The organism is Flavobacterium sp. XN-5, assembly GCF_008033395.2.
In the GTDB taxonomy this organism is placed as follows: Bacteria; Bacteroidota; Bacteroidia; order Flavobacteriales; family Flavobacteriaceae; genus Flavobacterium; species Flavobacterium hiemivividum.
In genome coordinates, this window is sequence record NZ_VOGZ02000001.1 from 485,488 (window position 1) to 508,716 (window position 23,229).

The 23,229-nt window shown below is 34.8% G+C and carries 21 protein-coding genes; 9 read left to right on the forward strand and 12 right to left on the reverse strand.

The features are described 5' to 3' along the window. Positions 1-75 precede the first annotated feature (75 nt). Positions 76-2,916: a DNA polymerase I gene (gene polA, locus FQU23_RS02165; RefSeq protein WP_147672391.1), complete on the forward strand. Its 2,841-nt coding sequence runs from the start codon at positions 76-78 to the stop codon at positions 2,914-2,916. 110 nt (positions 2,917-3,026) lie between these two features. On the opposite strand, the gene FQU23_RS02170 is transcribed toward polA, so the two are convergent. Then, complete coding sequence (locus FQU23_RS02170) at positions 3,027-4,052, reverse strand: LacI family DNA-binding transcriptional regulator (RefSeq protein ID WP_147672392.1); 1,026 nt, start codon at positions 4,050-4,052, stop codon at positions 3,027-3,029. Between the two features lie 352 nt (positions 4,053-4,404). On the opposite strand from FQU23_RS02170, the gene rplM reads away from it, so the two are divergent. The 4 genes from rplM (at position 4,405) to tsf (ending at position 7,183) form a co-directional block, all read left to right on the forward strand. Next, complete coding sequence (gene rplM, locus FQU23_RS02175; RefSeq protein WP_007137451.1) at positions 4,405-4,860, forward strand: 50S ribosomal protein L13; 456 nt, start codon at positions 4,405-4,407, stop codon at positions 4,858-4,860. After that, positions 4,860-5,246 (forward strand): 30S ribosomal protein S9, encoded by a 387-nt coding sequence (rpsI, locus tag FQU23_RS02180; RefSeq protein ID WP_132108702.1) that lies wholly within the window; start codon positions 4,860-4,862, stop codon positions 5,244-5,246. The genes rplM and rpsI overlap by 1 nt, the downstream gene beginning before the upstream one ends. A 171-nt stretch (positions 5,247-5,417) precedes the next feature. After that, positions 5,418-6,218 (forward strand): 30S ribosomal protein S2, encoded by an 801-nt coding sequence (rpsB, locus tag FQU23_RS02185; protein WP_132108704.1) that lies wholly within the window; start codon positions 5,418-5,420, stop codon positions 6,216-6,218. Between the two features lie 140 nt (positions 6,219-6,358). Then, on the forward strand, positions 6,359-7,183 hold the full coding sequence (gene tsf / locus FQU23_RS02190; RefSeq protein WP_147672393.1) for a translation elongation factor Ts: 825 nt from the start codon (positions 6,359-6,361) through the stop codon (positions 7,181-7,183). A gap of 66 nt (positions 7,184-7,249) precedes the next feature. Here tsf and FQU23_RS02195 read toward each other — a convergent pair whose 3' ends face one another. Further along, positions 7,250-9,373 carry a M3 family metallopeptidase gene (locus FQU23_RS02195; protein ID WP_147672394.1) on the reverse strand — a complete coding sequence of 708 codons (2,124 nt, stop codon included), beginning with the start codon at positions 9,371-9,373 and terminating at the stop codon, positions 7,250-7,252. 192 nt (positions 9,374-9,565) lie between these two features. On the opposite strand from FQU23_RS02195, the gene FQU23_RS02200 reads away from it, so the two are divergent. Then, a complete protein-coding gene (locus FQU23_RS02200) occupies positions 9,566-10,126 on the forward strand; it encodes a DNA-3-methyladenine glycosylase I (protein WP_147672395.1) in 561 nt (186 codons plus the stop codon). Positions 10,127-10,605: 479 nt separating this feature from the next. Here the strand turns inward: FQU23_RS02200 and aat are convergent, their stop codons facing one another. Beyond that, entirely contained in the window at positions 10,606-11,244 is a 639-nt protein-coding gene (gene aat / locus FQU23_RS02205) for a leucyl/phenylalanyl-tRNA--protein transferase (RefSeq protein ID WP_147672396.1), read from the reverse strand. Between the two features lie 68 nt (positions 11,245-11,312). On the opposite strand from aat, the gene FQU23_RS02210 reads away from it, so the two are divergent. After that, positions 11,313-12,044 (forward strand): phosphatase PAP2 family protein, encoded by a 732-nt coding sequence (locus FQU23_RS02210; RefSeq protein ID WP_147672397.1) that lies wholly within the window; start codon positions 11,313-11,315, stop codon positions 12,042-12,044. A gap of 57 nt (positions 12,045-12,101) precedes the next feature. On the opposite strand, the gene FQU23_RS02215 is transcribed toward FQU23_RS02210, so the two are convergent. Both FQU23_RS02215 and FQU23_RS02220 read right to left on the reverse strand, forming a co-directional pair. Further along, a complete protein-coding gene (locus FQU23_RS02215) occupies positions 12,102-12,473 on the reverse strand; it encodes a DUF3127 domain-containing protein (protein WP_147672398.1) in 372 nt (123 codons plus the stop codon). Between the two features lie 27 nt (positions 12,474-12,500). Continuing rightward, on the reverse strand, positions 12,501-13,376 hold the full coding sequence (locus tag FQU23_RS02220; protein WP_147672399.1) for a flavin reductase family protein: 876 nt from the start codon (positions 13,374-13,376) through the stop codon (positions 12,501-12,503). 187 nt (positions 13,377-13,563) lie between these two features. Here FQU23_RS02220 and FQU23_RS02225 point away from each other — a divergent pair, with 187 nt between their 5' ends. Further along, positions 13,564-14,718, forward strand: coding sequence for a sensor histidine kinase (locus tag FQU23_RS02225; protein WP_147672400.1), 1,155 nt, complete (start codon positions 13,564-13,566; stop codon positions 14,716-14,718). A gap of 4 nt (positions 14,719-14,722) precedes the next feature. On the opposite strand, the gene FQU23_RS02230 is transcribed toward FQU23_RS02225, so the two are convergent. The 3 genes from FQU23_RS02230 to greA all read right to left on the reverse strand — a co-directional run bounded on the left by FQU23_RS02230 (position 14,723) and on the right by greA (position 16,959). Beyond that, positions 14,723-15,877, reverse strand: a complete 1,155-nt coding sequence (locus FQU23_RS02230) for a transglutaminase domain-containing protein (protein WP_165425713.1) — start codon at positions 15,875-15,877, stop codon at positions 14,723-14,725. Between the two features lie 93 nt (positions 15,878-15,970). After that, positions 15,971-16,360: an HIT family protein gene (locus FQU23_RS02235; protein WP_147672402.1), complete on the reverse strand. Its 390-nt coding sequence runs from the start codon at positions 16,358-16,360 to the stop codon at positions 15,971-15,973. 122 nt (positions 16,361-16,482) lie between these two features. After that, positions 16,483-16,959 carry a transcription elongation factor GreA gene (gene greA / locus FQU23_RS02240; RefSeq protein ID WP_147672403.1) on the reverse strand — a complete coding sequence of 159 codons (477 nt, stop codon included), beginning with the start codon at positions 16,957-16,959 and terminating at the stop codon, positions 16,483-16,485. A 163-nt stretch (positions 16,960-17,122) separates the two neighbouring features. Here greA and FQU23_RS02245 point away from each other — a divergent pair, with 163 nt between their 5' ends. Continuing rightward, the gene (locus FQU23_RS02245; RefSeq protein WP_147672404.1) at positions 17,123-17,542 is read left to right on the forward strand and encodes a Rieske (2Fe-2S) protein; all 420 of its coding nucleotides are present in this window, start codon (positions 17,123-17,125) and stop codon (positions 17,540-17,542) included. 56 nt (positions 17,543-17,598) lie between these two features. On the opposite strand, the gene FQU23_RS02250 is transcribed toward FQU23_RS02245, so the two are convergent. From FQU23_RS02250 to pnuC, 4 genes are all read right to left on the reverse strand, one after another. Then, a complete protein-coding gene (locus tag FQU23_RS02250; RefSeq protein ID WP_147672405.1) occupies positions 17,599-19,845 on the reverse strand; it encodes a TonB-dependent receptor in 2,247 nt (748 codons plus the stop codon). 234 nt (positions 19,846-20,079) lie between these two features. Further along, a complete protein-coding gene (arfB, locus tag FQU23_RS02255) occupies positions 20,080-20,484 on the reverse strand; it encodes an alternative ribosome rescue aminoacyl-tRNA hydrolase ArfB (protein ID WP_147672407.1) in 405 nt (134 codons plus the stop codon). A gap of 38 nt (positions 20,485-20,522) precedes the next feature. Next, on the reverse strand, positions 20,523-22,631 hold the full coding sequence (locus tag FQU23_RS02260) for a DUF4301 family protein (protein WP_147672408.1): 2,109 nt from the start codon (positions 22,629-22,631) through the stop codon (positions 20,523-20,525). Beyond that, entirely contained in the window at positions 22,592-23,215 is a 624-nt protein-coding gene (gene pnuC, locus FQU23_RS02265) for a nicotinamide riboside transporter PnuC (protein ID WP_147672409.1), read from the reverse strand. The genes FQU23_RS02260 and pnuC overlap by 40 nt, the downstream gene beginning before the upstream one ends. Positions 23,216-23,229 lie beyond the last annotated feature (14 nt).

The window sequence follows — 23,229 nt, forward strand, 5'->3', positions numbered from 1 at the left end:
TCAAGAAATTATACAATCTGAGTATTCTTTATCTTTTAAGTTTTGTACTTTTGAAATCTTTACAAAATCACAATCATGTCAGAACAAAAACGTCTCTTTTTACTCGATGCTTACGCTTTAATTTTTCGAGGATATTACGCCTTTATAAAAAACCCAAGAATCAATTCTAAAGGAATGGATACTTCGGCGATTATGGGATTTATGAATTCCTTAATGGATGTTATCAAAAGAGAGAAACCAGACCATCTAGCTGTTGCTTTTGATAATGGCGGAAGTCAGTTGAGAAATGATATATTTCCAGAATATAAAGCGCATCGCGACGCCACTCCCGAAGCCATAAAAATTGCCATTCCGTACATCCAAAATTTGCTGAAAGCCATGCATATTCCTATTATCGAAGTTAAAGGCTATGAAGCTGATGATTTGATAGGGACTATTGCAAAACAAGCCGAAAAAGAAAACTATAAAGTCTATATGGTAACTCCAGACAAGGATTTTGCACAATTGGTTTCTGAAAATATATTTATGTACAAACCCGCCCGAATGGGTAATGGAATCGAAATATGGGGTGTTCCAGAGGTATTGGAAAAATTCCAAATTGAAAGACCGGAACAAGTGATTGATTTTCTAGGAATGATGGGCGACGCCGCTGACAATATTCCGGGATTACCTGGCGTAGGCGAAGTAACCGCTAAGAAATTCTTGAAAGAATACGGATCCATGGAAAATCTTTTAGCAAACACTGACAAGCTAAAAGGAAAAATGAAGGAGAATATTGAAGCCAATAAAGAGAAAGGTATTTTATCGAAAACTTTAGCGACTATTCTTCTTGATTGCCCAGTTGTTTTTGACGAAAAAGATTATGAGTTATCAACTCCAGATGTCGAAAAAACAGATGCGCTATTTAATGAGTTAGAATTTAGACGAATGGCAGAACAGTTTGATGCCATATTTAAAAAAGGCGGAACCGCAACTTCTAGTACTGCAGCTGAAGATAGCAACTCCCCTAAAAAAGTGCAACAAAAAAACGATGATCAGTTTGATCTTTTCGGAAGTGCAATTGCAGATGAATCCTCTGAAGACACACACCTTAAATATTATAGTACATTAGAAGACACTGAACATTCCTACCAAATTATTCAAGGAGATTTAGGTCTTAAATTATTGTTACAAAATTTACTAAAACAAACTTCTGTTTGCTTCGATACAGAAACCACTGGACTAGATGCCTTGCATGCTGAACTAGTGGGGATTTCTTTCTCTTATGAAAAAGGAAAAGGATTTTACGTGCCATTTCCAGAAAACCAAGATGAAGCAAAAGCGCTGATTGAAAAATTTATTCCTTTTTTCGAAAACACAACTATTGAGAAAATTGGACAAAATTTAAAATACGATTTAAAAATACTCTCTAACTATAGTATCACTGTAGAAGGAAAGTTATTCGACACCATGATTGCCCATTATCTGATAAATCCAGACATGCGTCACAACATGGATATCTTAGCAGAGACTTATTTGAAATATTCCCCAAAACCGATTGAAGACTTAATTGGGAAAAAAGGAAAAAACCAAAAGTCGATGCGCGAGGTAGAATTAGAACAAATCAAAGAATATGCTGCCGAAGATGCTGACATAACACTTCAATTAAAAGAAATTTTTACTGCTGAGCTAGACAAAACAGAAACCAAAAAGCTTTTTGACGAAATCGAAATTCCATTAGTCAAAGTATTAGCTGATATGGAAAAAGAAGGCATCCGCGTGGATGTCGATTTTCTACAATCACTTTCGAAAGAATTAGATAATGATATTAAATTATTAGAAAAAAATATATACGAAACCGTAGGTCATTCCTTTAATTTGGCTTCGCCAAAACAATTAGGTGAAGTTTTATTTGACGAATTAAAGATTGGCGGAGCCAAACAAAAGAAAACTAAAACTGGTCAATACGCCACCGGGGAAGAAGTATTGAGTTATTTAGCTAATGACAATCCAATCGTGCAAGACATCTTGAACTGGCGCCAATTGATAAAATTACAAAATACTTATGTTGATGCATTACCCAACCAAGTGGATAAAATCACCGGTCGCATCCACACTGATTACATGCAAACGGTAGCCGCAACGGGTCGTTTGAGTTCGAATAATCCAAACTTGCAGAACATCCCGATTCGCACAGAAAGAGGACGCCAAATTAGAAAAGCATTTGTTGCCAGAGATGAAAACTACACTTTAATATCTGCCGATTACTCCCAAATTGAGCTGCGCATCATTGCAGCTTTGAGTGGCGAGGAAAACATGATAAAAGCGTTTCTAAATCACGAAGACATTCACAAATCTACTGCTTCAAAGGTGTTTGATGTTCCTCTGGAAGAAGTGACCCGCGAACAAAGAAGTCATGCAAAAACGGTGAACTTCGGAATTATATACGGGGTTTCGGCTTTTGGGTTGAGCAATCAAACTTCATTATCAAGAAGCGAAAGTGCAGCTTTAATAGAAGCGTATTACAAAACATATCCAAGATTGAAGTCGTACATCCAAGAGCAAATTGAATTTGCACGCGATAATGGTTATGTCCAAACTATACTTGGACGTCGTCGCTATTTAAAAGATATTAATTCCCAAAATGCAATGGTACGTGGCGGCGCAGAACGGAATGCCGTAAACGCACCAATACAAGGAAGCGCAGCTGATATAATTAAAATCGCCATGATCAACATCCATAAAAAACTAACTTCAGAAAACTGGAAAAGCAAGATGTTGCTTCAGGTTCATGATGAACTTGTGTTTGATGTACATAATTCGGAATTAGAAAAAATCCAACCGATGATCAAACACGAAATGGAAAATGCATTCAAACTTGAAGTTCCCTTAGACGTTGATTTAGGAATGGGTAAAGATTGGCTTGAAGCGCATTAGTAAGTTATATAAATAACATTGTCAAAGTTTAGAACTTTGACAATGTATAAAACCAAAAAATCCATCTGCCGAGGCGATGGATTTTTTAGTTTTATTCAGTCTTTTTATAATTATCTTACTCTACTAGACTCTCTTTCTTTCAGTTTTGTTTTAATGACAACTGTTTCATAAGGAATATTTACCTCTTTAGATTCTAACCGGTCAATAAGTAATTTAGCAGCTACTTCACCTATTTCAACTCCGTGTTGACTTATGGTAGTTAAACTTGGTGTCAACCGGCGCGAAGCTAAAATCCCATCAGCAAAACCAATTATCGAAAGTTCTTCCGGAATTTTATATCCTTTTTTTAATCCAATTTTTAAAGCTGCAACAGAATCATTCTCATCTAAAGCTAAAACACCATCTATGGCATTATTGTCGAATATAGCCTCAATTCTGCTTTTTAAATCTTCTTCTGAATCGGTGCGAAGAATTATATTTTCATTTATTGGAATATTATTATCCTCTAAAGCTTTCAAGTACCCGTCAGCTCTTAATTTCCCAACACTCAAGTTATCTACAGAAGACAATAAGGCAATATCTTTACAGCCCAAATCAATTAATCGCTGAGTAGAATTTAACGCCGAATCAAAGTCGTCTACAATTACTTTATCACATTCAACGCCATCAGCAATTCTATCAAACATTACTATAGGAGTACCATCATTAATTATTTCCTTAAAATGAGAATAATCTTGAAGTTTTTGCGCCTCTTCAGAAACAGATAAAATAAATCCATCGATTGTTCCATTACTCAACATTTCTAAAGTATGCGCTTCCTTGTCCATCGATTCATTAGAAATACACATAATAACATTATATCCTTTTTCATCAGCTACTTTTTCGATACCACTGAATACTTTGGCAAAAAAAGAATTAAGAATATTAGGTATAATAACACCAATGGTCTTTGTTTTACGATTCTTAAGATTTAAACCAATTACGTTGGGCTTATAATTTTTAAGCTTCGCATATTCCTTAATTTTTATTTTTGTTTGATCACTAATTTCAGGACTATCGTTAAGTGCCTTCGAAACTGTGGAAACAGAAACGTTAAGTTCTTTTGCTATTTGTTTAAGAGTTGCTTTGACTTTCATAATTTAAGTATGTATTGACATTATCAATAATATAAGAGAAACCTATTTAATCTACTAATTAAATAAATAATAGCTACTTTTTCTTGCGAATTGCTATTTCTAAGCCCCTGCTTTTTTATTATCACCTCGCAATATAAAAATTTATTTCGACAACAAAAGTAATATAAAAATAGAAACACGCCATAATGTAAATTTACAAAAGAGAAGCAAACCACGGCACATTAAATATACAATTGATAATCAGGTATAAAACGCGTAAAAATTATTCTTTTAAGGTATTTGCTTTTAAAATAAATAATTGTACTTTTGCATCCCCTTTAATGGGGATGGAATGTTTAATTAAAAAAATATTATGGACGCATTAAGCTACAAGACTCAATCAGCAAGCAAAGCCACTGTTACTAAGGAGTGGATTGTTGTAGATGCAGATGGGCACAACTTAGGTCGTCTTGCTTCAAAAGTCGCTATGATTTTGAGAGGTAAGTACAAACCAAGTTACACACCGCACGTTGACTGTGGAGATAACGTAATTGTTATCAACTCAGAAAAAATCAACCTTACAGGTAACAAAATGGACGAGAAAATTTACATGCGTCACACAGGTTACCCAGGAGGTCAAAGAACTTTAACTGCTAAAGTATTGCAATCTAAAAACCCTGCATTACTAGTAGAGAAAGCTGTAAAAGGAATGTTACCAAAAAACAAAATTGGTGCTGAACTTTTTAGAAATTTAAATGTTGTTGTAGGTTCAGAGCACAAACAAGGTGCACAAAAACCGAGAACAGTTAACCTTAACGATCTTAAGTAATGGGAGTTATTCACAAAATCGGTAGAAGAAAAACCGCTGTTGCACGTGTTTATGTTTCAGAAGGAACAGGAGTAATCACTGTAAACAAAAAAGAATTCGCAACTTACTTCCCAACAGCTACTTTACAGTACAAAGTAATGCAACCAATGTCTATGACAGAAAATGCAACTAACTTTGATGTAAAAGTAAACGTTTATGGAGGTGGTTCAACTGGACAAGCAGAAGCTGTAAGAATGGCATTAGCGCGCGCAATGTGCGAAGTTAACGCTGAAAACAGATTAGTTTTGAAACCAGAAGGTTTATTGACAAGAGACCCAAGAATGGTTGAACGTAAGAAATTCGGTCAGAAGAAAGCTCGTAAGAAATTTCAATTCTCGAAACGTTAATATTGCCTGTCTTGAGTACCTTTATTCAAGACTCATTGAGTTTATTATTGAATTTAAAACAATGTTGTTGTTGCCTACCGAGGTAGGAATTAGTTTAGCATCTAAATGTATTTAGCCGAGAAATCGCCATTCATACATTGCTAATCAACAGAACGTAAACTAGTACAAAAAATGTCAAACAAAGTAGAAGTAAAAGAATTACTAGAAGCAGGTGTCCACTTTGGACACATGACTAGAAAATGGGATCCAAATATGGCTCCTTACATTTATATGGAACGTAATGGTATTCACATTATCAATCTATATAAAACTGCAGCAAAAATTGAAGAGGCTAATGAAGCTTTGAAAAAAATTGCTGCATCAGGTAGAAAAATATTATTTGTTGCTACCAAAAAACAAGCAAAAGACATCGTTGCTGAAAAGGCAAAAGCTGCAAACATGCCTTACATCACTGAAAGATGGCCTGGTGGAATGCTAACTAACTTCGTAACTATCCGTAAAGCTGTTAAAAAAATGGCAACTATTGATAAAATGAAGAAAGATGGTACTTTCATGACACTTTCTAAGAAAGAGCGTTTACAAGTTGATCGTCTTCGTGCTAAATTAGAGAAAAATTTAGGTTCAATTTCTGATATGTCAAGATTACCAGCTGCATTATTTGTAGTAGATATCAAAGCGGAACACATCGCAATAAAAGAAGCTCAAAAATTAAACATTCCAGTTTTTGCAATGGTTGATACTAACTCTGATCCTCGTGAAGTAGAGTTCGTAATTCCATCAAATGATGATGCTTCTAAATCAATCGATAAAATTTTAACTTTAGTTACAGCTGCAATCACTGAAGGACTTTCTGATAGAGGTTCTGATAAAGAAGAAGCAACTGAAAAAGCGGCTCCTGCAGCAACTGAAGCAGTAGCAACTGAAACTGCAGCTCCGGCTGCTGAAACAGCGGCTCCAGCAACTGAAGAATAAAACATTATTTAAATTCCAAATTTTAAATTCCAAATTCCCAAAAAAAAAATTAAAAACCTACCGTTTATAATTTGAATAAGTTGGAGTTTGGGATTTAAGAGTTGGAATTTTTACTTTTAACCTTATAAAAAATACACAACATGGCAACAATAACTGCTGCAGACGTAAATAAATTAAGAACAGCTACAGGTGCTGGAATGATGGATTGTAAAAAAGCATTAGTGGAAGCTGATGGTGATTTTGAATTAGCAATCGAAAACCTACGTAAAAAAGGACAAAAAGTAGCTGCAAACCGTTCAGATAGAGAATCTACTGAAGGTGCTGCAATTGCTGTTGTAAATGCTGACAAGACTGCTGGTGTTGTTATCACACTAAACTGTGAGACTGACTTCGTAGGTATGAATGAAAGTTTTGTGAAGATGGCTACTGAAATGGCTAATCAAGCATTAAACTACGATACTAAAGAAGCATTTTTAGCTTCAGATTTCAACGGAATTACTATTGCTGATAAACTTATCGAGCAAACTGGAGTTATCGGTGAAAAATTAGAAATCAGAACTTTTGAGAAATTAGAAGGTGCGTTTGTAGGTTCTTACATCCACTCTGGTAACAAAATCGCTACTTTAGTAGCTTTATCTGCTGCTCCAGCTGGTGCTGACGAAGTTTCTAGAAACGTTGCTATGCAAGCCGCTGCTATGTCTCCTATCGCTTTGAACGAAGCTGGTGTTGATGCAGCAACTATCGAAAAAGAAATTGAAATTGCTAAAGATTTACTTCGTCAAGAAGGAAAACCAGAAGGTATGTTAGACAACATCGCTAAAGGTAAATTAGCTCGTTTCTTTAAAGATAACACTTTAGTAAATCAAGATTATATTAAAGACAACAAATTAAGCGTTGCTGCTTATGTTAAATCTTTAGATAAAGACCTTATCGTTACAGGTTTCAAAAGAGCTGCATTAGGATAATCCCTAGTTCAACTTTAAACATAAAAAAAGAGCGATTTGAAATTCAAATCGCTCTTTTTTTATGTTTTATTTCTTTTTCGAAGGAGAAGCAAAACCTCTTGCTTGCATCAAAGCTTCCGGTTTTGGATCCCGACCTCTAAAAGCTCTGTATGCCTCTTCCTGATCCGTTGTATTACCAACGCTAAACACAGTCTCAAACAATCTCTTCGCAACTTTTTTATCATATGGACCTTCACCTTCTGTGAAAGCACCATAAGCATCAGCACTAATTACATCAGACCACAAATAACTATAATATCCTGCAGCATAACCATCACTAGAAAAGATATGTCCAAACTGCGGTATGCGATGACGCATTACAATTTCAGATGGCATATTAAGTTTAGCTAATGTTTCTTTCTCAAATACAACTGGATCGATAATTACATCACCAGCTAAATGCAATTTCATATCAATTAATGAGCTGGATAACGTTTCAACCGTCGAAAACCCTTCATTAAAGGTAGAAGCTTGCCCTATACGCTCCACTAGTTTATGAGGAATAGGCTCATCCGTTTTATAATGTAACGCAAATCTATTTAGTACTTCTGGAGTTTCTAACCATCGTTCTAATATCTGTGATGGAAATTCAACATAATCTCTTGCTACTGCAGTTCCAGCTAATGTAGGATACGTTACATTAGAACTTAAACCGTGTAAAGCATGTCCAAACTCATGAAACAACGTAGTTGCATCTGACCACGAAATTAAAACTGGTTCATTATCTGCTCCTTTAATAAAATTACTATTGTTAGACACTATAGTCAACACTTCATCACCTAACTTCTCCTGATTTCTGTAAGCATTCATCCATGCACCAGAACGTTTCCCTTTGCGGGCATACGGATCAAAATACCATAAACCAATCTGCTTCCCTGTCGTTTTATTAGATACTTCCCATACACGAACATCTGGATGATATACAGGAACATTATTAATTGGACTGAATTGCATGTCAAATAATTCACCAGCAACCCAAAACATTCCTTCTCTTAATTTCTCTAATTGAAGGTATTCTTTTACCTCATTTTGATCTAAATCATATTTCTCTTTTCGTACTTTTTCAGAATAAAAGCGATAATCCCAAGGAGCAATAGCAAAATTACCACCTTCTTTATCTACCATACTTTGCATCGCAGCTACATCTTTTTTAACTTGCTCCACAGCTGGCTCCCATACGGACTCCATTAATTCTAAAGTACGCTCTGGTTTTTTAGCCATTTTATTGGTTAAGTTCCAATGTGCAAAAGTAGGAAAACCCATTAATTTTGCTTTTTTAGCACGTAATTGTAAAATTTCAACTAAGGTAGATTTATTATCAAACTCATCTTCATTATCTCCCCTATTCACAAACATCTTCCATACTTTAGCACGCAATTCTCTCTGGGTGGAAAAAGTTAAAAAAGGATCAACAAACGAACGTGTATTCCCAATGCAACCCATTACAGATAGATTTCTTTCTTTGGCTTGAGTCATAGCCGCTTTTCTCAAAGCTTCGGGTAAACCATCAAAATCTGCTTCTGAGTTTAATACAACATATTGACCATTTTCCTCGGCTAATAAATTCTGACTAAAACGTGAAAAAAGGGTCGCTAATTTAGTGTTAATCTCACTTACCTTCTCCTTGCTTGCTGCATCTAAATTTGCTCCTTCTTTAACAAAATTGGTGTAGTTTAACCAGATAAGACGCTGCTGCTCTTTGGTCAATTTGGTTTTTTGTGGTGAATTGTACAGCTTTTCAATTCTTTCAAATAATTTCTTATTTTGATAAATCTTATTAGAAAGTGAAGCTAACATAGGTCCTACTTCAGATTGAATAGGCACAAATTCAGGACTGTTTAAATTTGATGAAAATATACCGTACACAGTAGAAACCCGTCTAAATGTTTTTCCAGAACGCTCCATTTGCGCAATCGTATTCTCAAAAGTGGGCGGCTTGGGGTTATTAGCGATTGCATCAATTTCAGCTAGTCTTTCCTTTATTGCAACAACAAATGCTGGTTTAATATCAGCTATCTTATATTCATTAAAAGCGGGAACACCGCCATATGGGCCTTTCCACTTTTGCAAAAGCGGATTGTCAGATTTGTCTTGAGCTTGTATTGCTAGAATCGATGTAGCCATCATAAAAATTGTAAGTAAGTTTTTCATTAACGAAATAGATATAAAAAATTAACAATATTAAATTGATATTTTAAAAACATAAAAATACAGCTTTCCCTTGATTACAAACATAAATAAGTATCAATTAACATAAAACACTAAATTTGGCTGCTAATTACTTTATCAGTAACATTACAAAATCCAAAATCATAAAAAATACGCTCTACTAAATCTAATAATATGGAAACTAAAATAAGATGTGGCTGGTGTTTGTCTAGCGAACTCTACAAAGAATACCATGATAAAGAATGGGGAGTCCCCGTATATGACGACCCAACTTTATTTGAGTTTTTAATACTTGAAACTTTTCAGGCTGGACTGAGCTGGATTACAATCTTAAACAAAAGAGAAAATTTTAGGAAAGCTTTTGACAATTTCGACTATGAAAAAATAGCCAATTATTCTGAAGAAAAAATTCAAGAACTAATTCTAGACGCTGGAATTATTCGCAATAAACTAAAAGTGCGTTCCGCTGTTTCAAATGCGATTGCTTTTATGAAAGTACAGGAAGAATTTGGTAGTTTTTCTAAATATATTTGGGCATTCACAGCAGGAAAACCCATCATCAACAACCCAAAAACACTCAAAGATGTCCCTGCTACTACTCCACTTTCTGATGCGATTAGCAAAGATTTAAAAAAGCGCGGCTTTAAGTTCGTAGGCTCTACAGTTATTTATGCGCACATGCAAGCCACAGGAATGGTTAATGACCATGTTGCCGACTGCTGGACGAGCAAATAGTAAACCATGTTCTGCATCTTAGATGCAATGGACGAACTACCCGAACTAAACCACTATTGCCTAAAAATCCATAGATTCGGTTTGGTAGACTGAATGTCTACAAGATTCGATTACGGATATTGACTGGAAATGACAGGTACGAGGATGGCACATGAGACTTTGCGTAATGAACTGGTTTTATATAAAATTTCGAAGTGGAGGTTTGTGAAGCTTACTTTTTAATTTTTTGGATTAAAAAAATGGAACGCGGATGGAACGGATTTAAGCGGATTTTAAATTTGTTGTGAAGTAATGCTGTGATAATTTAAATGGAGTTACTCTTGACTTTGACTTGGTTTTGCCCCAGATGATAGTGGAAAGCCCAGGCTGAAAAAAACTATTTTTTCTAGACAGAAAAGAGCGACCGCAGGAAGCTCCTTTTATGGCTTTAGAAAAAAGATTTTTGAAGGAGGACTTGCAACGGACAGTTGGATTAGGCTCTAATCAATATGCAGTATATTCATAAAGTCTTCCCTTTCTATTTCGCGACAGCCTAGACTTTCTAAATGTGGGTTGTAGACTTGACAATCTAGCAACTTATAATTATTTCGCTGCAGCTGTTTTACCAAAGTGATAAAGGCCACTTTGGAAGCATTTGAAACTTTAGAAAACATACTTTCACCACAGAAAACATTTCCTAAATCAATGCCATACAAACCGCCGACTAACTCGTTGTTTTGCCAAACTTCGATTGATTTTGCTACTCCCATTTCGTTGAGCTTACAATAAGCCTCAATCATATCAGTAGTAATCCAAGTTCCGTTTTGACCGTCGCGCTTTATTTGTTGACAGTTAGCCATTACGTCTCTAAAGTTTTGATTGAAGGTAACGGCGAAAGTATTTCTATTAAGGATATTTCGCATACTTTTTGAAATAACCAACTCATCCAGAAACAAAACCATTCTGGGATTTGGAGACCACCAAGTAATAGGTTCACCATCTTCAAACCAGGGAAATATCCCGCTTTTATAAGCTAGCAATAGACGATTTGTAGATAAATCACCACCAATTGCTATGATACCGTGTGACTTAGTTTCAGAAACTGGCGGGAAATACAACTCTTTTGATAAATAAAACATGATTCTAGACTTAAATATAAAACTAACTATTAAATTTGGAACAACGTATTGATTTGAATATTTTCAAAATGAAAAAATTAGCTGTCATTTTTCTTATAGCTTTGTTTGTTCCGCAAATGTATGGTCAAAAAATTGATAGTTTAGACATTAATAAAAAACTATCCTACAAGACCTTTATTGCACCAACAGTACTCTTAACTGGTGGCGTCTTTTTATTAAATTCTAGTCCAAACTCTAGTATCCAAGAAAGATCTAATACTTTTTTTGGAACTGACTTTAATTCGAAAATTGATAATTTTACACCTTTGGTACCAATAGCTCAAATATATGCCGGTAGATATATTGGTTTCAAACCTAAAAACACCGTTTTACATCAAACAGTAGATATTTTTTTTGCTAATGCGTTTGCTGTGGCTGTTGTTCAAATCACTAAAAACCTGGTAAAAGAAGAAAGACCTGATCTTTCGGACAAGCTTAGTTTCCCTTCAGGCCATACTGCTGTTGCCTTTACTAATGCTGCCTTGTTATTTCAAGAATACAAAGATTCTAATTTTTGGTATGCCAGTAGTGGATTTGTATTTGCCACTGCTACAGGAATCCTTAGAATTGCTAATAATAGACATTATTCCTCTGACGTTTTAGCAGGAGCGGGAATAGGAATTCTATCCGGAATATTAGTCACTAATTACAACCCTTTTCAGTCAATTAAATTTGGCCAAAAGAAAAGCAACGCTGCGTTTATCTACCCTCAGTTTGGCGCCACTAACGGCTTGGGAATTCTTATAAAACCGAATTTCTAAACTCTATAAAACAAAAAAAGCCTTGAGATTCAAGGCTTTTTTTTGCTATACTAAAAATTAAAAAGGCAAATCGTCTGGTTCGTCTTCATTTAAGTTTGTTGCCGGAGCAAAAGTTTGAGCAGTAGGCATAGGTGCTGATGGCGCTTGAGATTCAGCTCCTGCTTTCTCAATTCTCCATCCTTGGATGCTATTGAAATATTTAGTTTCTCCTTGAGGATTAACCCATTCTCTACCTCTTAAGTTGATAGAAACTTTTACTGGCTCACCAATAGCATAATTATTTAATAAGTCACATTTATCTTGTGTGAACTCAATCATAATATGTTGCGGATATTGCTCTTCGGTAGTAACAACTAATTCTCTCTTTTTAAATGCGGCACTAATTTGTTGCTCTGGATTAACCACTTTAATTTTTCCTGTAACTTCCATCTTCCTTATTTTAATTGTTATTTAATCTTATTTTTCTGCGAGAAGCACTTTCCAAGCGGAAAGAACATCATTTTCATCTAGGTATTTTTTAGCTTCTAAATGCAGCTTATCCTGGTCATCAGCACTTAAAACTCCTTTTAAAGAAAAGTTTTGTTTGACAAATATACTAACTTCTTCTGGGCTAGGCAAGGCTTCTATGTTTCCTAATTTCCCTAAATCATTCCCATCAAAAACATGACTTTCCTTAACGTGCAACGGTATTACATCTACTCCAATTCCTAGTGTTGACAATGGCTTAGGCACTTCAAACAAACCTTGATTTGATCGAGAATACCAGTTCCCACCTAATCTAGAAACCAAATCAATTTTATGCTGATCAATTGCTCCCTCAGCATCCAAAATAGCTTCGTTAATGTGAATTCTTACTACTTCGCAAAGAATTAAATTTCCGGCACCGCCTTCACTTCCTAATGGAATTATCTGGTTCACTTTACACTCAAATTGTACTGGTGACTCTTTTACCCTGAATGGCTTTACAACTTCAGACTCGATTGCGGTAAAACCTGATTTTAAAAACTCATCTACGCCCTCAGCATATTCTGTGCTTGCGAGAGAAGTTTGCTGTACCATGTCAAAATTCACGACGTTGATAACCACCTCTTCCGTAGCTTGACAATTTAGTAAAGTGTGTTTTACCGTATTATCTCGAACCCGCCTTGCCGGAGAGAAAACGAGAATAGGCGGATTAGCACTAAAAACATTAAAAAAGCTGAAAGGCGATAAATTTGGGTTTCCATTTTTATCAACAGTACTAGCAAAAGCTATAGGTCTAGGCCCTATCGAACCTTGAAGATATCCCTGCAATTTAGCTGTTGTTATACTTTTTGGATCAATACTAATCATACTTTTTTGTTTTCCTTATTTAGCTTTTCGATTTACAAAAGTAAGTAAATGGATTAAATTTATAAGGAGCATCTACTATTAATTTGATTCTAAAAAAAGGAACTTGACATGAAAAATTTTCCCTTGTACAAACAACTAAAATAATAGTGTTTATATTTCGTTATATTTATACCTCAAAATCTTTTTTATGCAGTTTTCTGAAAGAAAAAATACGACTCGTTGGTTTATTATTTTCGCTTCTTTTTTAATAATTTCACTGATCCTTTGGAACACCTATACCTTTTTTCAAATATTCAAAAACGAAGAAAGATTAAAAATGAATCTTTGGGCAAAAGCTCAAAAAACACTCATAAATGCAGGCGAAAACACTGATGTTGAGCTTCCTTTGCAAATTTTTAGCAACAACACCTCAATACCTATTATTCTTACCGAGAATGACAGTATTATAAACACCGTTAATATCGACGAAGTAATTGTAAAAGACAATGCTAAAGCGGTCGCATTTTTATCAGATTTAAAAAAAGAAAATGATCCCATAGTAATTGAATATGCTCCTGAGAAATTTCAAAATTTATATTATGGCAATTCAGCGTTGTTGAATAAATTGAAATATTATCCAGTTGCTTTATTACTTATAATCGTGTTGTTTTCTGGTTTGGTCTATTATTTTTATCGAAGTACGAAAAACGCAACTCAAAATAAACTTTGGGCTGGAATGGCTAAAGAAACAGCCCATCAAATAGGCACTCCGCTTTCCTCATTAATTGGATGGGTCGAAATATTGAAATCAGAAAATGTTGATGAATCCACAACTATCGAAATTGAAAAAGACATTGATCGATTGCAAACTATTACAGATCGTTTTTCGAAAATTGGATCAGAACCCATACTAGAAAAGAAAGACATTGTTGAGGAAACCTTGCAGTCATACAACTACCTTCAATCCCGATTTTCCAAACAAATCGAATTTACTTTCGAAGGCCCAAAATCACCAATCTACGTTATGCTTAATCCTACCTTACACAGTTGGACGATTGAGAACCTAGTAAAGAACGCCATCGATGCCATGAAAGGACGAGGTAAACTCGCAATTAAAATAGAACCCGACCATGATACCGTAAAAATTAGTGTAACTGATAGCGGAAACGGAATCCAAAAGAGCCAATTCAAAAGTGTTTTTGAACCTGGTTTTACGACAAAAAAGAGAGGTTGGGGACTCGGACTTTCTTTAACCAAAAGGATTGTGGAGGAATACCATAAAGGTAAAATCAAAGTCTTGAATTCTGAAATAGGAAAAGGAACGACTATGCAGATCAGCCTTCAAAAAAGCAAAATAGTCTAAGCCGCTAAATTGATGTATAAAATAGGGACTCTCTAGCTTTTATAGGCTTACTTAAATAGTTATATGTAAACGCTTCATGCTGTCTCGCCATTTGAACTGTTTCCTGCAGTGACTTTTTTATTTTATTTATATTTGATGTGTTTGATGCACCAACACGCTCTAAATTATTCAATAATTCTTGACAATATTCCAGTTTATTATTTGGACTAATTATCATTTTTCTAATCTCAGCATCTGAATTTAAGGGCTTGAACTGTCTGTTTCTATAATTGATAAAAGCATTCAATTCTGTTACTCCTTCTTGGTACAAATTAATTATATAATTTAAATCTGCAATGGCTTTAGACTCTCTTAAATAGTCTATTTTTTTAGTATTGTATGCTATTTCTTTTTTAATTAATTCATTTTTCACGCCATTTTTTTCAATACGGTCCTTAGCACTAAGTAGTTGACCCACTTCGGCTAATTGATTGTAATTTGCAATTTCAGCTTGAAAATCATATCGGTTTTTGGATTTATCGACCTGTCCAATTCCAGCATAAAATTCTTGATTTGTAATGGGGAAATTTAGAAATTGCCACAAATAATCAAATGGCATATGTGTCGCAATCATTCTACTAGGATTAACTTTGAAATAGCTATCATCCATCTTTTTATAAAACCTCCCTTTATCAACATAGCCAGAAGCCCAAGTTGGGTCAAATAAATACCATTTATTTCCTATTAAAGAAGCGCACCAAACGTGTGACAAAGCATCTACATTTCCATTTTGCTTCGTATATCCACTTATAACGACAGTATTTACGCCCACTTTATTAGCTATATCATTAAATACTGCTGCATAATCACCACAGGTACCGCTCCTAGTTTTTAAAGTCTTATTGATTTTATTTTCTATAGTTTCGGCGGTAGCAACAGCATACCTATTTTCCACATTATAACTGATATTTGATGCTGTCCAATAATAAACTGCCCTTATTTTATCATCATCTGTTTTAAAATTAGAATTGATATAATTAGCGATAGAACTTGTTGAGGACGTTAAATGTTTTGGGATTTCAGACATTCTTGCGTCTACGGAAGTGTATGACGCTGGAGGTTGCCCAATACTAAAGAGAGAAAAAAGTAGAGAAAAAACTAAAAATTTGATTCGCATCATAAACAAAATGGTCATAAAAGTAAAAAAAGGAATAAGCTTACACTTATCCCTCCTAAACGAAAATTATACCAATTTATTTCATTTTTGAATAAATTACATCTTAGATGCGATATTTAAAGCTAAAGTTTCAAATTCTTCTGTCGATAAAGTTACTTTGTTTTGAAAGCGCATTTCGTCCATCTCATTTAAAGGTATCAAATGAACATGTGCATGGGGAACTTCAAGTCCCACGACAGCCATTCCTACTCTTTTACAAGGCACTGTTTTTTCTAAAGCGATGGCAACTTTTCTTGAAAAATGCATCAATCCCAAATAATGAGCTTCGTCCATGTCAAAAATCTTATCGACTTCAAACTTAGGGATACAAAGCGTATGGCCTTTTGCATTTGGATTCACATCCAAAAAAGCCAAATAATTATCGTCTTCCGCTATTTTATAACAAGGAATTTCTCCGTTTACGATTTTAGTGAATATTGAACTCATTTTTTTAAGACTTTATTAAATCTCCCGATAGCTATCGGGACCCTCCAACTTAAAAGTTGATGCGGATTTAGATTGTTGTTTAATTATAACTAATCACTGAAAACTGAATACTGACCACTTCCCTAGTCACGCGAAATCTCCATGATTTCAAATTGAAGCACACCATTTGGCACAGTGATTTCGGCAATATCGCCTACTTTTTTACCCAATAATCCTTTTCCAATAGGAGAAGTAACTGAAATTTTACCTGTTTTTAGATCGGCTTCACTTTCAGCAACTAGTCGATATTTCAGCTCCATTCCGTTAGATTTATTCTTGATTGTAACGTTAGATAAAACCAACACCTTTGAAACATCAAGATGCGTTTCATCAATTAGTCGCGCATTAGAGTGAACTTCCTCTAACTTAGCAATTCTCATCTCTAGCATTCCCTGTGCTTCTTTGGCTGCATCGTATTCTGCATTTTCTGACAAATCACCTTTATCTCTTGCCTCAGCTATATCTGCAGATGCTTTTGGACGCATCACGCTTTTCAAATAATCTAATTCCTCTCTCAATTTTTTTAACCCTTCTGCCGTGTAATAAGATATTGCGCTCATAGTTTCATCATTTATGTAAATAGAAAAAATCCCATCAGGACGGGATTTCTTTTCTCAAAGATACTTTTATTTTTTTAAGTCTATAATTAAATGTTAATCATATTTAATTCAAAGTTAAATAAATTAAATTTGTTTCGCTAATACTTTCAATTTATTTTAAATAATGAAAAAAATCCTACTTCTATCCTTTATTTCCATCCTTTTTTTAGGCTGCAGCGACAGTAATTTTAACAACAAAAACCCTTACCTGCCCAACTATAGTTTTTCGGCAAACCTAAACCTGGCTTTTTATCAAAACCTTACTTATGCTGGGAATGCTATTTATTATTCGGGATCTGACGTAGGACCTAGAGGAATCTATATTTTCAATACTGGAAGTGGCTATAATGCATTCGACGCTGCTTGTCCTAATCAAGCAATAAGCGCCTGCTCCACTATGACTTTAAAAGGAATTAATCTAATTTGCCCTTGCGATAATGAAGAGTACAGCCTGTTTACAGGATTAAGTCAAGGCGGATCACAATATCCAATGAAACAATATCGAGTAGAAGTTAATGGAACTAATTTGAGAGTTTATAATTAGAAAAAAATCCTGACAGCATAACCATAAGGATTTTTAGAAAATAAAACTAAATTAATTTAAAACTTCAATGTCATTCCCGCTAGAAAATTAATTCCAGCTTGTGGGTAGTAACCCGCTCCTTCAATCGTTTTAACAGCTGGCAGATTAGAGTAATCATCATCATAGGTATAGAAATACCCATTAGATATATATTTATAATCAAAAATATTATTCACTAAAACAGAAAACATTATTGCTTTGAATACTGACTTAGGTTTAATTTCATAAGACGCATTCAAATCACTCACAAAATACGACTCTAATTTAGAACCTTCAGAGTCGATGTTTCCCATGTATTGCTCACCAACAAACTTAGACAAAAACGACACTTGAAAATTATTTACTGGCATAAAAGTAATGGTGTTACCTACAATAACATCTGGAGAATAAGCAATATTCGTATTCCCTAAAGCAGTCAAAGCACCATCTCTTTCAAAATGAAAATCTTTGTTTTTATTGGTACTTATCGTAGCATTTGGTCTAATAAATAAATTATCCAAAACTGCAATCGTAGCATCAACCTCAAGACCTAGACGATAACTGTCGCCGCTATTTTCACGAACCGGCGCGCCTACATCGTCAATCGCTCCAGTAAGAATTAATTGATCTTTGTATGCCATATAATACATATTAGCGTTAAACTTTACTTTTTTAGTAGCATGACGCAAACCAAGTTCAAAATCATTTAGTTTCTCTGGCCTCGGACTTCCGTTTTCATAGTCGGTTCTGTTAGGCTCACGATTAGCTTGAGCATAAGAAAAGTACAAGGCATTATTAGTATTAATTTCGAAATTCAAGCCCGCTTTTGGATTAAAAAAATTAAAATTGTCATTAACCAAACCAGCTTCAGCGCTATTGGCTTTATAATGTACATTTCGAAGTTGTAAATCACCAAACAAACTGATCCTTTCTGTAACTTGATAATTGGCTTTCGCAAAAATATTCCCATCCGTTTTTGAAGCAGAATCATCATAATAACGATCATCTAATTCACTTTTAGAAGCATAACGCGCCCAAATTATTTTCCCAAAATGATCACCTTCATATTTGTTATAACCTCCTCCAAAAATTACATCCAGTTTTTCACTTTTATAATTAGCAGAAAAAGTAGTTCCATAAAAATCATTGTTTAACCATTTTTGTCGAATCAGATCAGTTCTATTAATTGTAGCTCCATTAATCACTATAGGAGTTAAACCATAGTTCGCAAATTTTTGATTCTCTTTGTAACTTTCATAAAACCCTTTTCCTTTAGTGTAATGAAAAGCCAAGTTAGTAGTCCAATTTTCAGCTACGTTCTCGCTCCAATGCACCTGATAATGATCTTGCTGGTAATTGTCGGTTTCATTTTCATAAAAACGAGCGTTACCAAATTCATCTGTAAACATTCCAGAAGTATTGAATGTTCGGTCATTTTCTAGCTTATCAAGATCTTCTAACCCGTTCCAAGACTGGTATGTCTTTTCATTTCCTCCAAAAGCCAATGCTTTTATCAAGGTCGTTTTACCCACATATGTTCCTTGTAAAAAATACGATTTCAAATCGGAAAAAGCTCTATCAATATATCCATCAGACTTTAAGGCAGATACTCGTCCTGCCAACTCAAAATGATCATTCATCATTCCCGTACTAAATTTAACGGTATGTTTTCTGGTGTTGAAACTTCCAAGAGAATTAGAAATTTCTCCCGAATTTTCTTTCGAATAAGAATCCGTAAGCATATTTAAACTAGCACCGAAAGCTCCAGCTCCATTTGTCGAAGTTCCTACACCACGCTGCAACTGCAAACTTTCGATCGAAGAAGCAAAGTCAGGCATGTTCACCCAAAAAGTTCCATGACTTTCTGAATCATTGTAAGGAATCCCGTTGATAGTCACATTTACACGAGTAGCATCGCTACCCCGAACCCGAATTCCGGTATACCCTATTCCGTTTCCAGCATCAGAAGTAGTGACAACTGAGGGCAAATAATTCATTAAAATAGGAATATCTTGTCCCAGGTTGCGCGATTTAATATCCTTCTTGTCCAAGTTACTAAAACTAACAGGCGTTTTTGTAGTAACACGAACTGCCGAAACCAAAACCTCATCGAGCTGATTGACTTGTGTGGTGTCTTTTACTTGTGCAAAAGAGAGAAAAGAAAATAGAGAAAAGAAAATAGAGAAAAGAGCTAAGAAAAATGTCTTGAAATTTGCACTTTCTTGCAACTTTGAGACTCTGCAACTTTGAGACTTTGCGACTTTATAACCAATAATTGTATTCATCCGTAAATAAGATTACGAATAAAAGGGGGAATTATTCTTTTTGTTTAATTAATAAATTGATTGTTTCCTACGACAAAATAATAGCGTGCACTCTATGATTGTGTCGTTTTTTCCCTTAGCAACATTACTTGCTCAGGTTCGTTGGGTATGATCTCAGCTCGTTATTTAGAGCACCCCTTTGAGACGGTGCAAATTTAGAAAATAATTTTGAAATTTCCACTCAAAAAAATAAAATTAATCGAGTTTCGGTTTTTGTCTGTTTTGCTTGATTTGAGAGATGTTCTTTTTATTCTTAATCCGTTTTCTAATAGCCGATTTGGGAATCTTAGTCACTTTTCTAATTTTCGGAACCTCCAATCCCTTCTTGATCACATCCAAAAAGCGTTTGATGACAATATCTTTGTTTCTGATTTGACTACGATCTTCGTCACAGTTTAAGATTAAAACTAAATCCGACGTTAATCTTGAAGCTAAATTTGTTTCTAGCAACAACTTCTCCTCTTCAGATAAAGCTTGAGATTTTAGCAGGTCAAAACTCAAAACGACTTTTGACGAAACCTTGTTTACATTTTGCCCGCCAGCACCACTACTTCTAACGGCCTTAAACTGCAACTCTGCTATAATTTTATGTGTTTCCATTTCGTCTGTCTCAAACTTTTGAGATTATTTTATACCCGTTATTTTGCTTGATGTGCTGGTTTCAATAAATCGTTAACCATTTTTACAGGATTAAAAGTAATCAAGGGTACTTCTACAAAAACAGTCAACCAGTTTGCCATCGCTCCATTCCACAATCCGGGCAACTCATAAGCTTTTATACTTTTTCCGGATATGTTTTTTTCGACTATAAAGCCACTATTGCAATTTACAAACTCCTTTAAATCAAACTTTTCATTCTTGTAATTTTTTATCCCACATACTAAGTCTACCGGATTAAAATGAGTGGAACTAGCAAGAATTTCGGCTTGATCGTCACTCTCTAAATCTACTTGCGAGGATTCTACAATTTGCAATGAAACCTTATTTTCCTCGTTTCGAACCCAAAATGGACCGCCGCCTGGCTCTCCTTCATTTTTCACCATTCCGCAAACCCGAATGGGTCTGTTTAATGCGTTTTTCACAAATTCAATTTTAATATCTGCTGCCAAAGTCTCGAAATCAGGATCCATTTCTACATTTAATTTTGCTTCTAAGAAAATCCGAATCTCCTCTATTTGTTCCGCAGTAATTGAGTTTGTTTTTAATAGTCGCAAATAACTAAAAACTTGCGTTTGCAATTCGACTAGAATTCCTGCTAAAGCCTTTTTATAAAGTGCGATTTGCTCGTTGTTATCATGAAGGACATTATCGATATTTTTTATAAAAATGACATCAGCATCTAAATTATTTAAATTTTCGATCAGAGCGCCATGTCCGCCCGGTCTAAAAACCAATTGACCAGCTTCATCCTTAAACGGTTTGTTATCCATATCAACAGCAAGCGTATCGCTACTTTTATTTTGATGCGAATACGATACCGTTATTTTGGTATTAGACTCCTTCTCGACCTTCGTTTTTACAGAACTAACGATTCCTTCAAATTGACTCTGATGCCCTTCGGACACTGTAAAATGCAAATGAGAACCGCCATTAGAATACGAACCACATTCATACAAATGTTTTTCTATAGGTGTCGCAATATTAGTAATGTACTTATGAAAAGGCAAAACGCCTTTTGGTTTATTTGCAAAATCAAAATACTCCGATGACAATAAGAATTTTATAAAATAATAATTTTTATAATTAGAATCCAGGGCGTCAAAATCTGGAAATTCTTCTCTCAGCTTTACATCAATTCCCTTGAAAAACGGAAACTTCTCCATCGCAATAATAAACAGTGACAATTCGTTGTCCTTTTTACGATTGACATAGGCATTGATTGTTTCGTTTTTAATATCAAATTCATTCAAAAAAGTAATTAAAAACTTGAACATTCTGGTCGCAGCACCCGATGCAGGAACAAATTTAAGTAGACTCAATGACTCTTTCTTTCGATCAAAAAAAGCTACTTTCTCGCGCAGCTCTGCTTCAGATAATTTTAGAATCCCATTGTTTAAGGTGGCAGGCTTTACTAAAGTTGCTTTGGGAACTCCATTTTTTATCAATTGCAATTGCTTGCCAATTGTATCTATCGAAAGTCCATACTCATAAATTTGAACAAAATCTAGAGACGACAATCCCATTTCTTTGGCTTTTACCAAATCATCAACAATAGAAATTGCTTTTTCGAGTCGGAGGTCCTTATCTCCTGAAAGCATAATAAAAGGTTTTTTAGCCTCAATTAAAGCTTGTTTAAAAACTTCAAAAACGGTTTCCCTACCTTCGGGTCTATCTCTTAAATCGTCCTTTTTCCAAGGCACGTCAATATCCGTCAGAAAAAACAAATCGTATTCATGTTCTTGAGCGGCTTTATCAAGTAAAGGGTCGCAATAGTTATAATAGACTTCGGAGAATACCTTTGTCACCATTAAATTAGTATCGCAGAAAAGATATTTATTGGCCACAGCCAATTTTTTATTTTCTAATTGTACTTGACCGTAAGCAATAGGTAGCATATCATTAATATCACAAATAAGCTGAGATTTATCCCATTTTTCTTGGAGATAATCCCGGGCAAACTCGGGCGCCCAGACTGTATTGTAATGTGCAGCGAGTTGTATTGCCAAGGTCGTTTTACCGGTGCTTTCAGGACCGAACAAGGCGATTTTTATAATTGCAGACTGCGATTGTTTAAGATTTTTCTCCATTCTAAATAGGCTGAAATAGCCATTATTGTAAAAATTAAATATTGTAAAGATAAGATTCCTAGTCCACGATAAGCGTACAAAGGCGTCACAATTATATCACCGATTATCCATAGTGTCCAATTTTCTATTTTCTTATTGGCCATAAACCACATTCCTGTAAAAAATATTCCAGAGGCAATAATATCAAAATAATTTTCACGGTGAATCTCGTAATCAAAGTGTTTATAGATCCCATAAACTACAAAAATAGTTAGTATAAATAGCAGTAAACCAATGGCCTTTTCCTTTGTATCTGTTCTTGTAATAGGTAATTCTTCGGTATCATTTTCTTTTTTAGACCACTTGTACCAGCCATAAATACTCATAATAGAAAAATAAGCATTAATCATCATATCTCCTAGATAACCTACAGTAAAAAGCAAATACACCGAAACAATCGTCGCTATCAATCCTGTAGGGAAAACCCAAATATTCTCTTTTTTAGCAAACCAAACACTCAAAATCCCGAAAACAAAAACAATAAACTCCAATGTAATTTGGGTCAGCGAAGCGTTTTTATAAGCGTCTAGAAAAAATTCTACCATTTCTTGATCTTTAA

Coding starts and splice junctions, on each gene's coding strand:
- polA (WP_147672391.1), top strand. CDS start 76: ATGTCAGAACAAAAACGTCTCTTTTTACTCGATGCTTACGCTTTAATT.
- FQU23_RS02170 (WP_147672392.1), bottom strand. CDS start 4,052: ATGAAAGTCAAAGCAACTCTTAAACAAATAGCAAAAGAACTTAACGTT.
- rplM (WP_007137451.1), top strand. CDS start 4,405: ATGGACGCATTAAGCTACAAGACTCAATCAGCAAGCAAAGCCACTGTT.
- rpsI (WP_132108702.1), top strand. CDS start 4,860: ATGGGAGTTATTCACAAAATCGGTAGAAGAAAAACCGCTGTTGCACGT.
- rpsB (WP_132108704.1), top strand. CDS start 5,418: ATGTCAAACAAAGTAGAAGTAAAAGAATTACTAGAAGCAGGTGTCCAC.
- tsf (WP_147672393.1), top strand. CDS start 6,359: ATGGCAACAATAACTGCTGCAGACGTAAATAAATTAAGAACAGCTACA.
- FQU23_RS02195 (WP_147672394.1), bottom strand. CDS start 9,373: ATGAAAAACTTACTTACAATTTTTATGATGGCTACATCGATTCTAGCA.
- FQU23_RS02200 (WP_147672395.1), top strand. CDS start 9,566: ATGGAAACTAAAATAAGATGTGGCTGGTGTTTGTCTAGCGAACTCTAC.
- aat (WP_147672396.1), bottom strand. CDS start 11,244: ATGTTTTATTTATCAAAAGAGTTGTATTTCCCGCCAGTTTCTGAAACT.
- FQU23_RS02210 (WP_147672397.1), top strand. CDS start 11,313: ATGAAAAAATTAGCTGTCATTTTTCTTATAGCTTTGTTTGTTCCGCAA.
- FQU23_RS02215 (WP_147672398.1), bottom strand. CDS start 12,473: ATGGAAGTTACAGGAAAAATTAAAGTGGTTAATCCAGAGCAACAAATT.
- FQU23_RS02220 (WP_147672399.1), bottom strand. CDS start 13,376: ATGATTAGTATTGATCCAAAAAGTATAACAACAGCTAAATTGCAGGGA.
- FQU23_RS02225 (WP_147672400.1), top strand. CDS start 13,564: ATGCAGTTTTCTGAAAGAAAAAATACGACTCGTTGGTTTATTATTTTC.
- FQU23_RS02230 (WP_165425713.1), bottom strand. CDS start 15,877: ATGATGCGAATCAAATTTTTAGTTTTTTCTCTACTTTTTTCTCTCTTT.
- FQU23_RS02235 (WP_147672402.1), bottom strand. CDS start 16,360: ATGAGTTCAATATTCACTAAAATCGTAAACGGAGAAATTCCTTGTTAT.
- greA (WP_147672403.1), bottom strand. CDS start 16,959: ATGAGCGCAATATCTTATTACACGGCAGAAGGGTTAAAAAAATTGAGA.
- FQU23_RS02245 (WP_147672404.1), top strand. CDS start 17,123: ATGAAAAAAATCCTACTTCTATCCTTTATTTCCATCCTTTTTTTAGGC.
- FQU23_RS02250 (WP_147672405.1), bottom strand. CDS start 19,845: ATGAATACAATTATTGGTTATAAAGTCGCAAAGTCTCAAAGTTGCAGA.
- arfB (WP_147672407.1), bottom strand. CDS start 20,484: ATGGAAACACATAAAATTATAGCAGAGTTGCAGTTTAAGGCCGTTAGA.
- FQU23_RS02260 (WP_147672408.1), bottom strand. CDS start 22,631: ATGGAGAAAAATCTTAAACAATCGCAGTCTGCAATTATAAAAATCGCC.
- pnuC (WP_147672409.1), bottom strand. CDS start 23,215: ATGGTAGAATTTTTTCTAGACGCTTATAAAAACGCTTCGCTGACCCAA.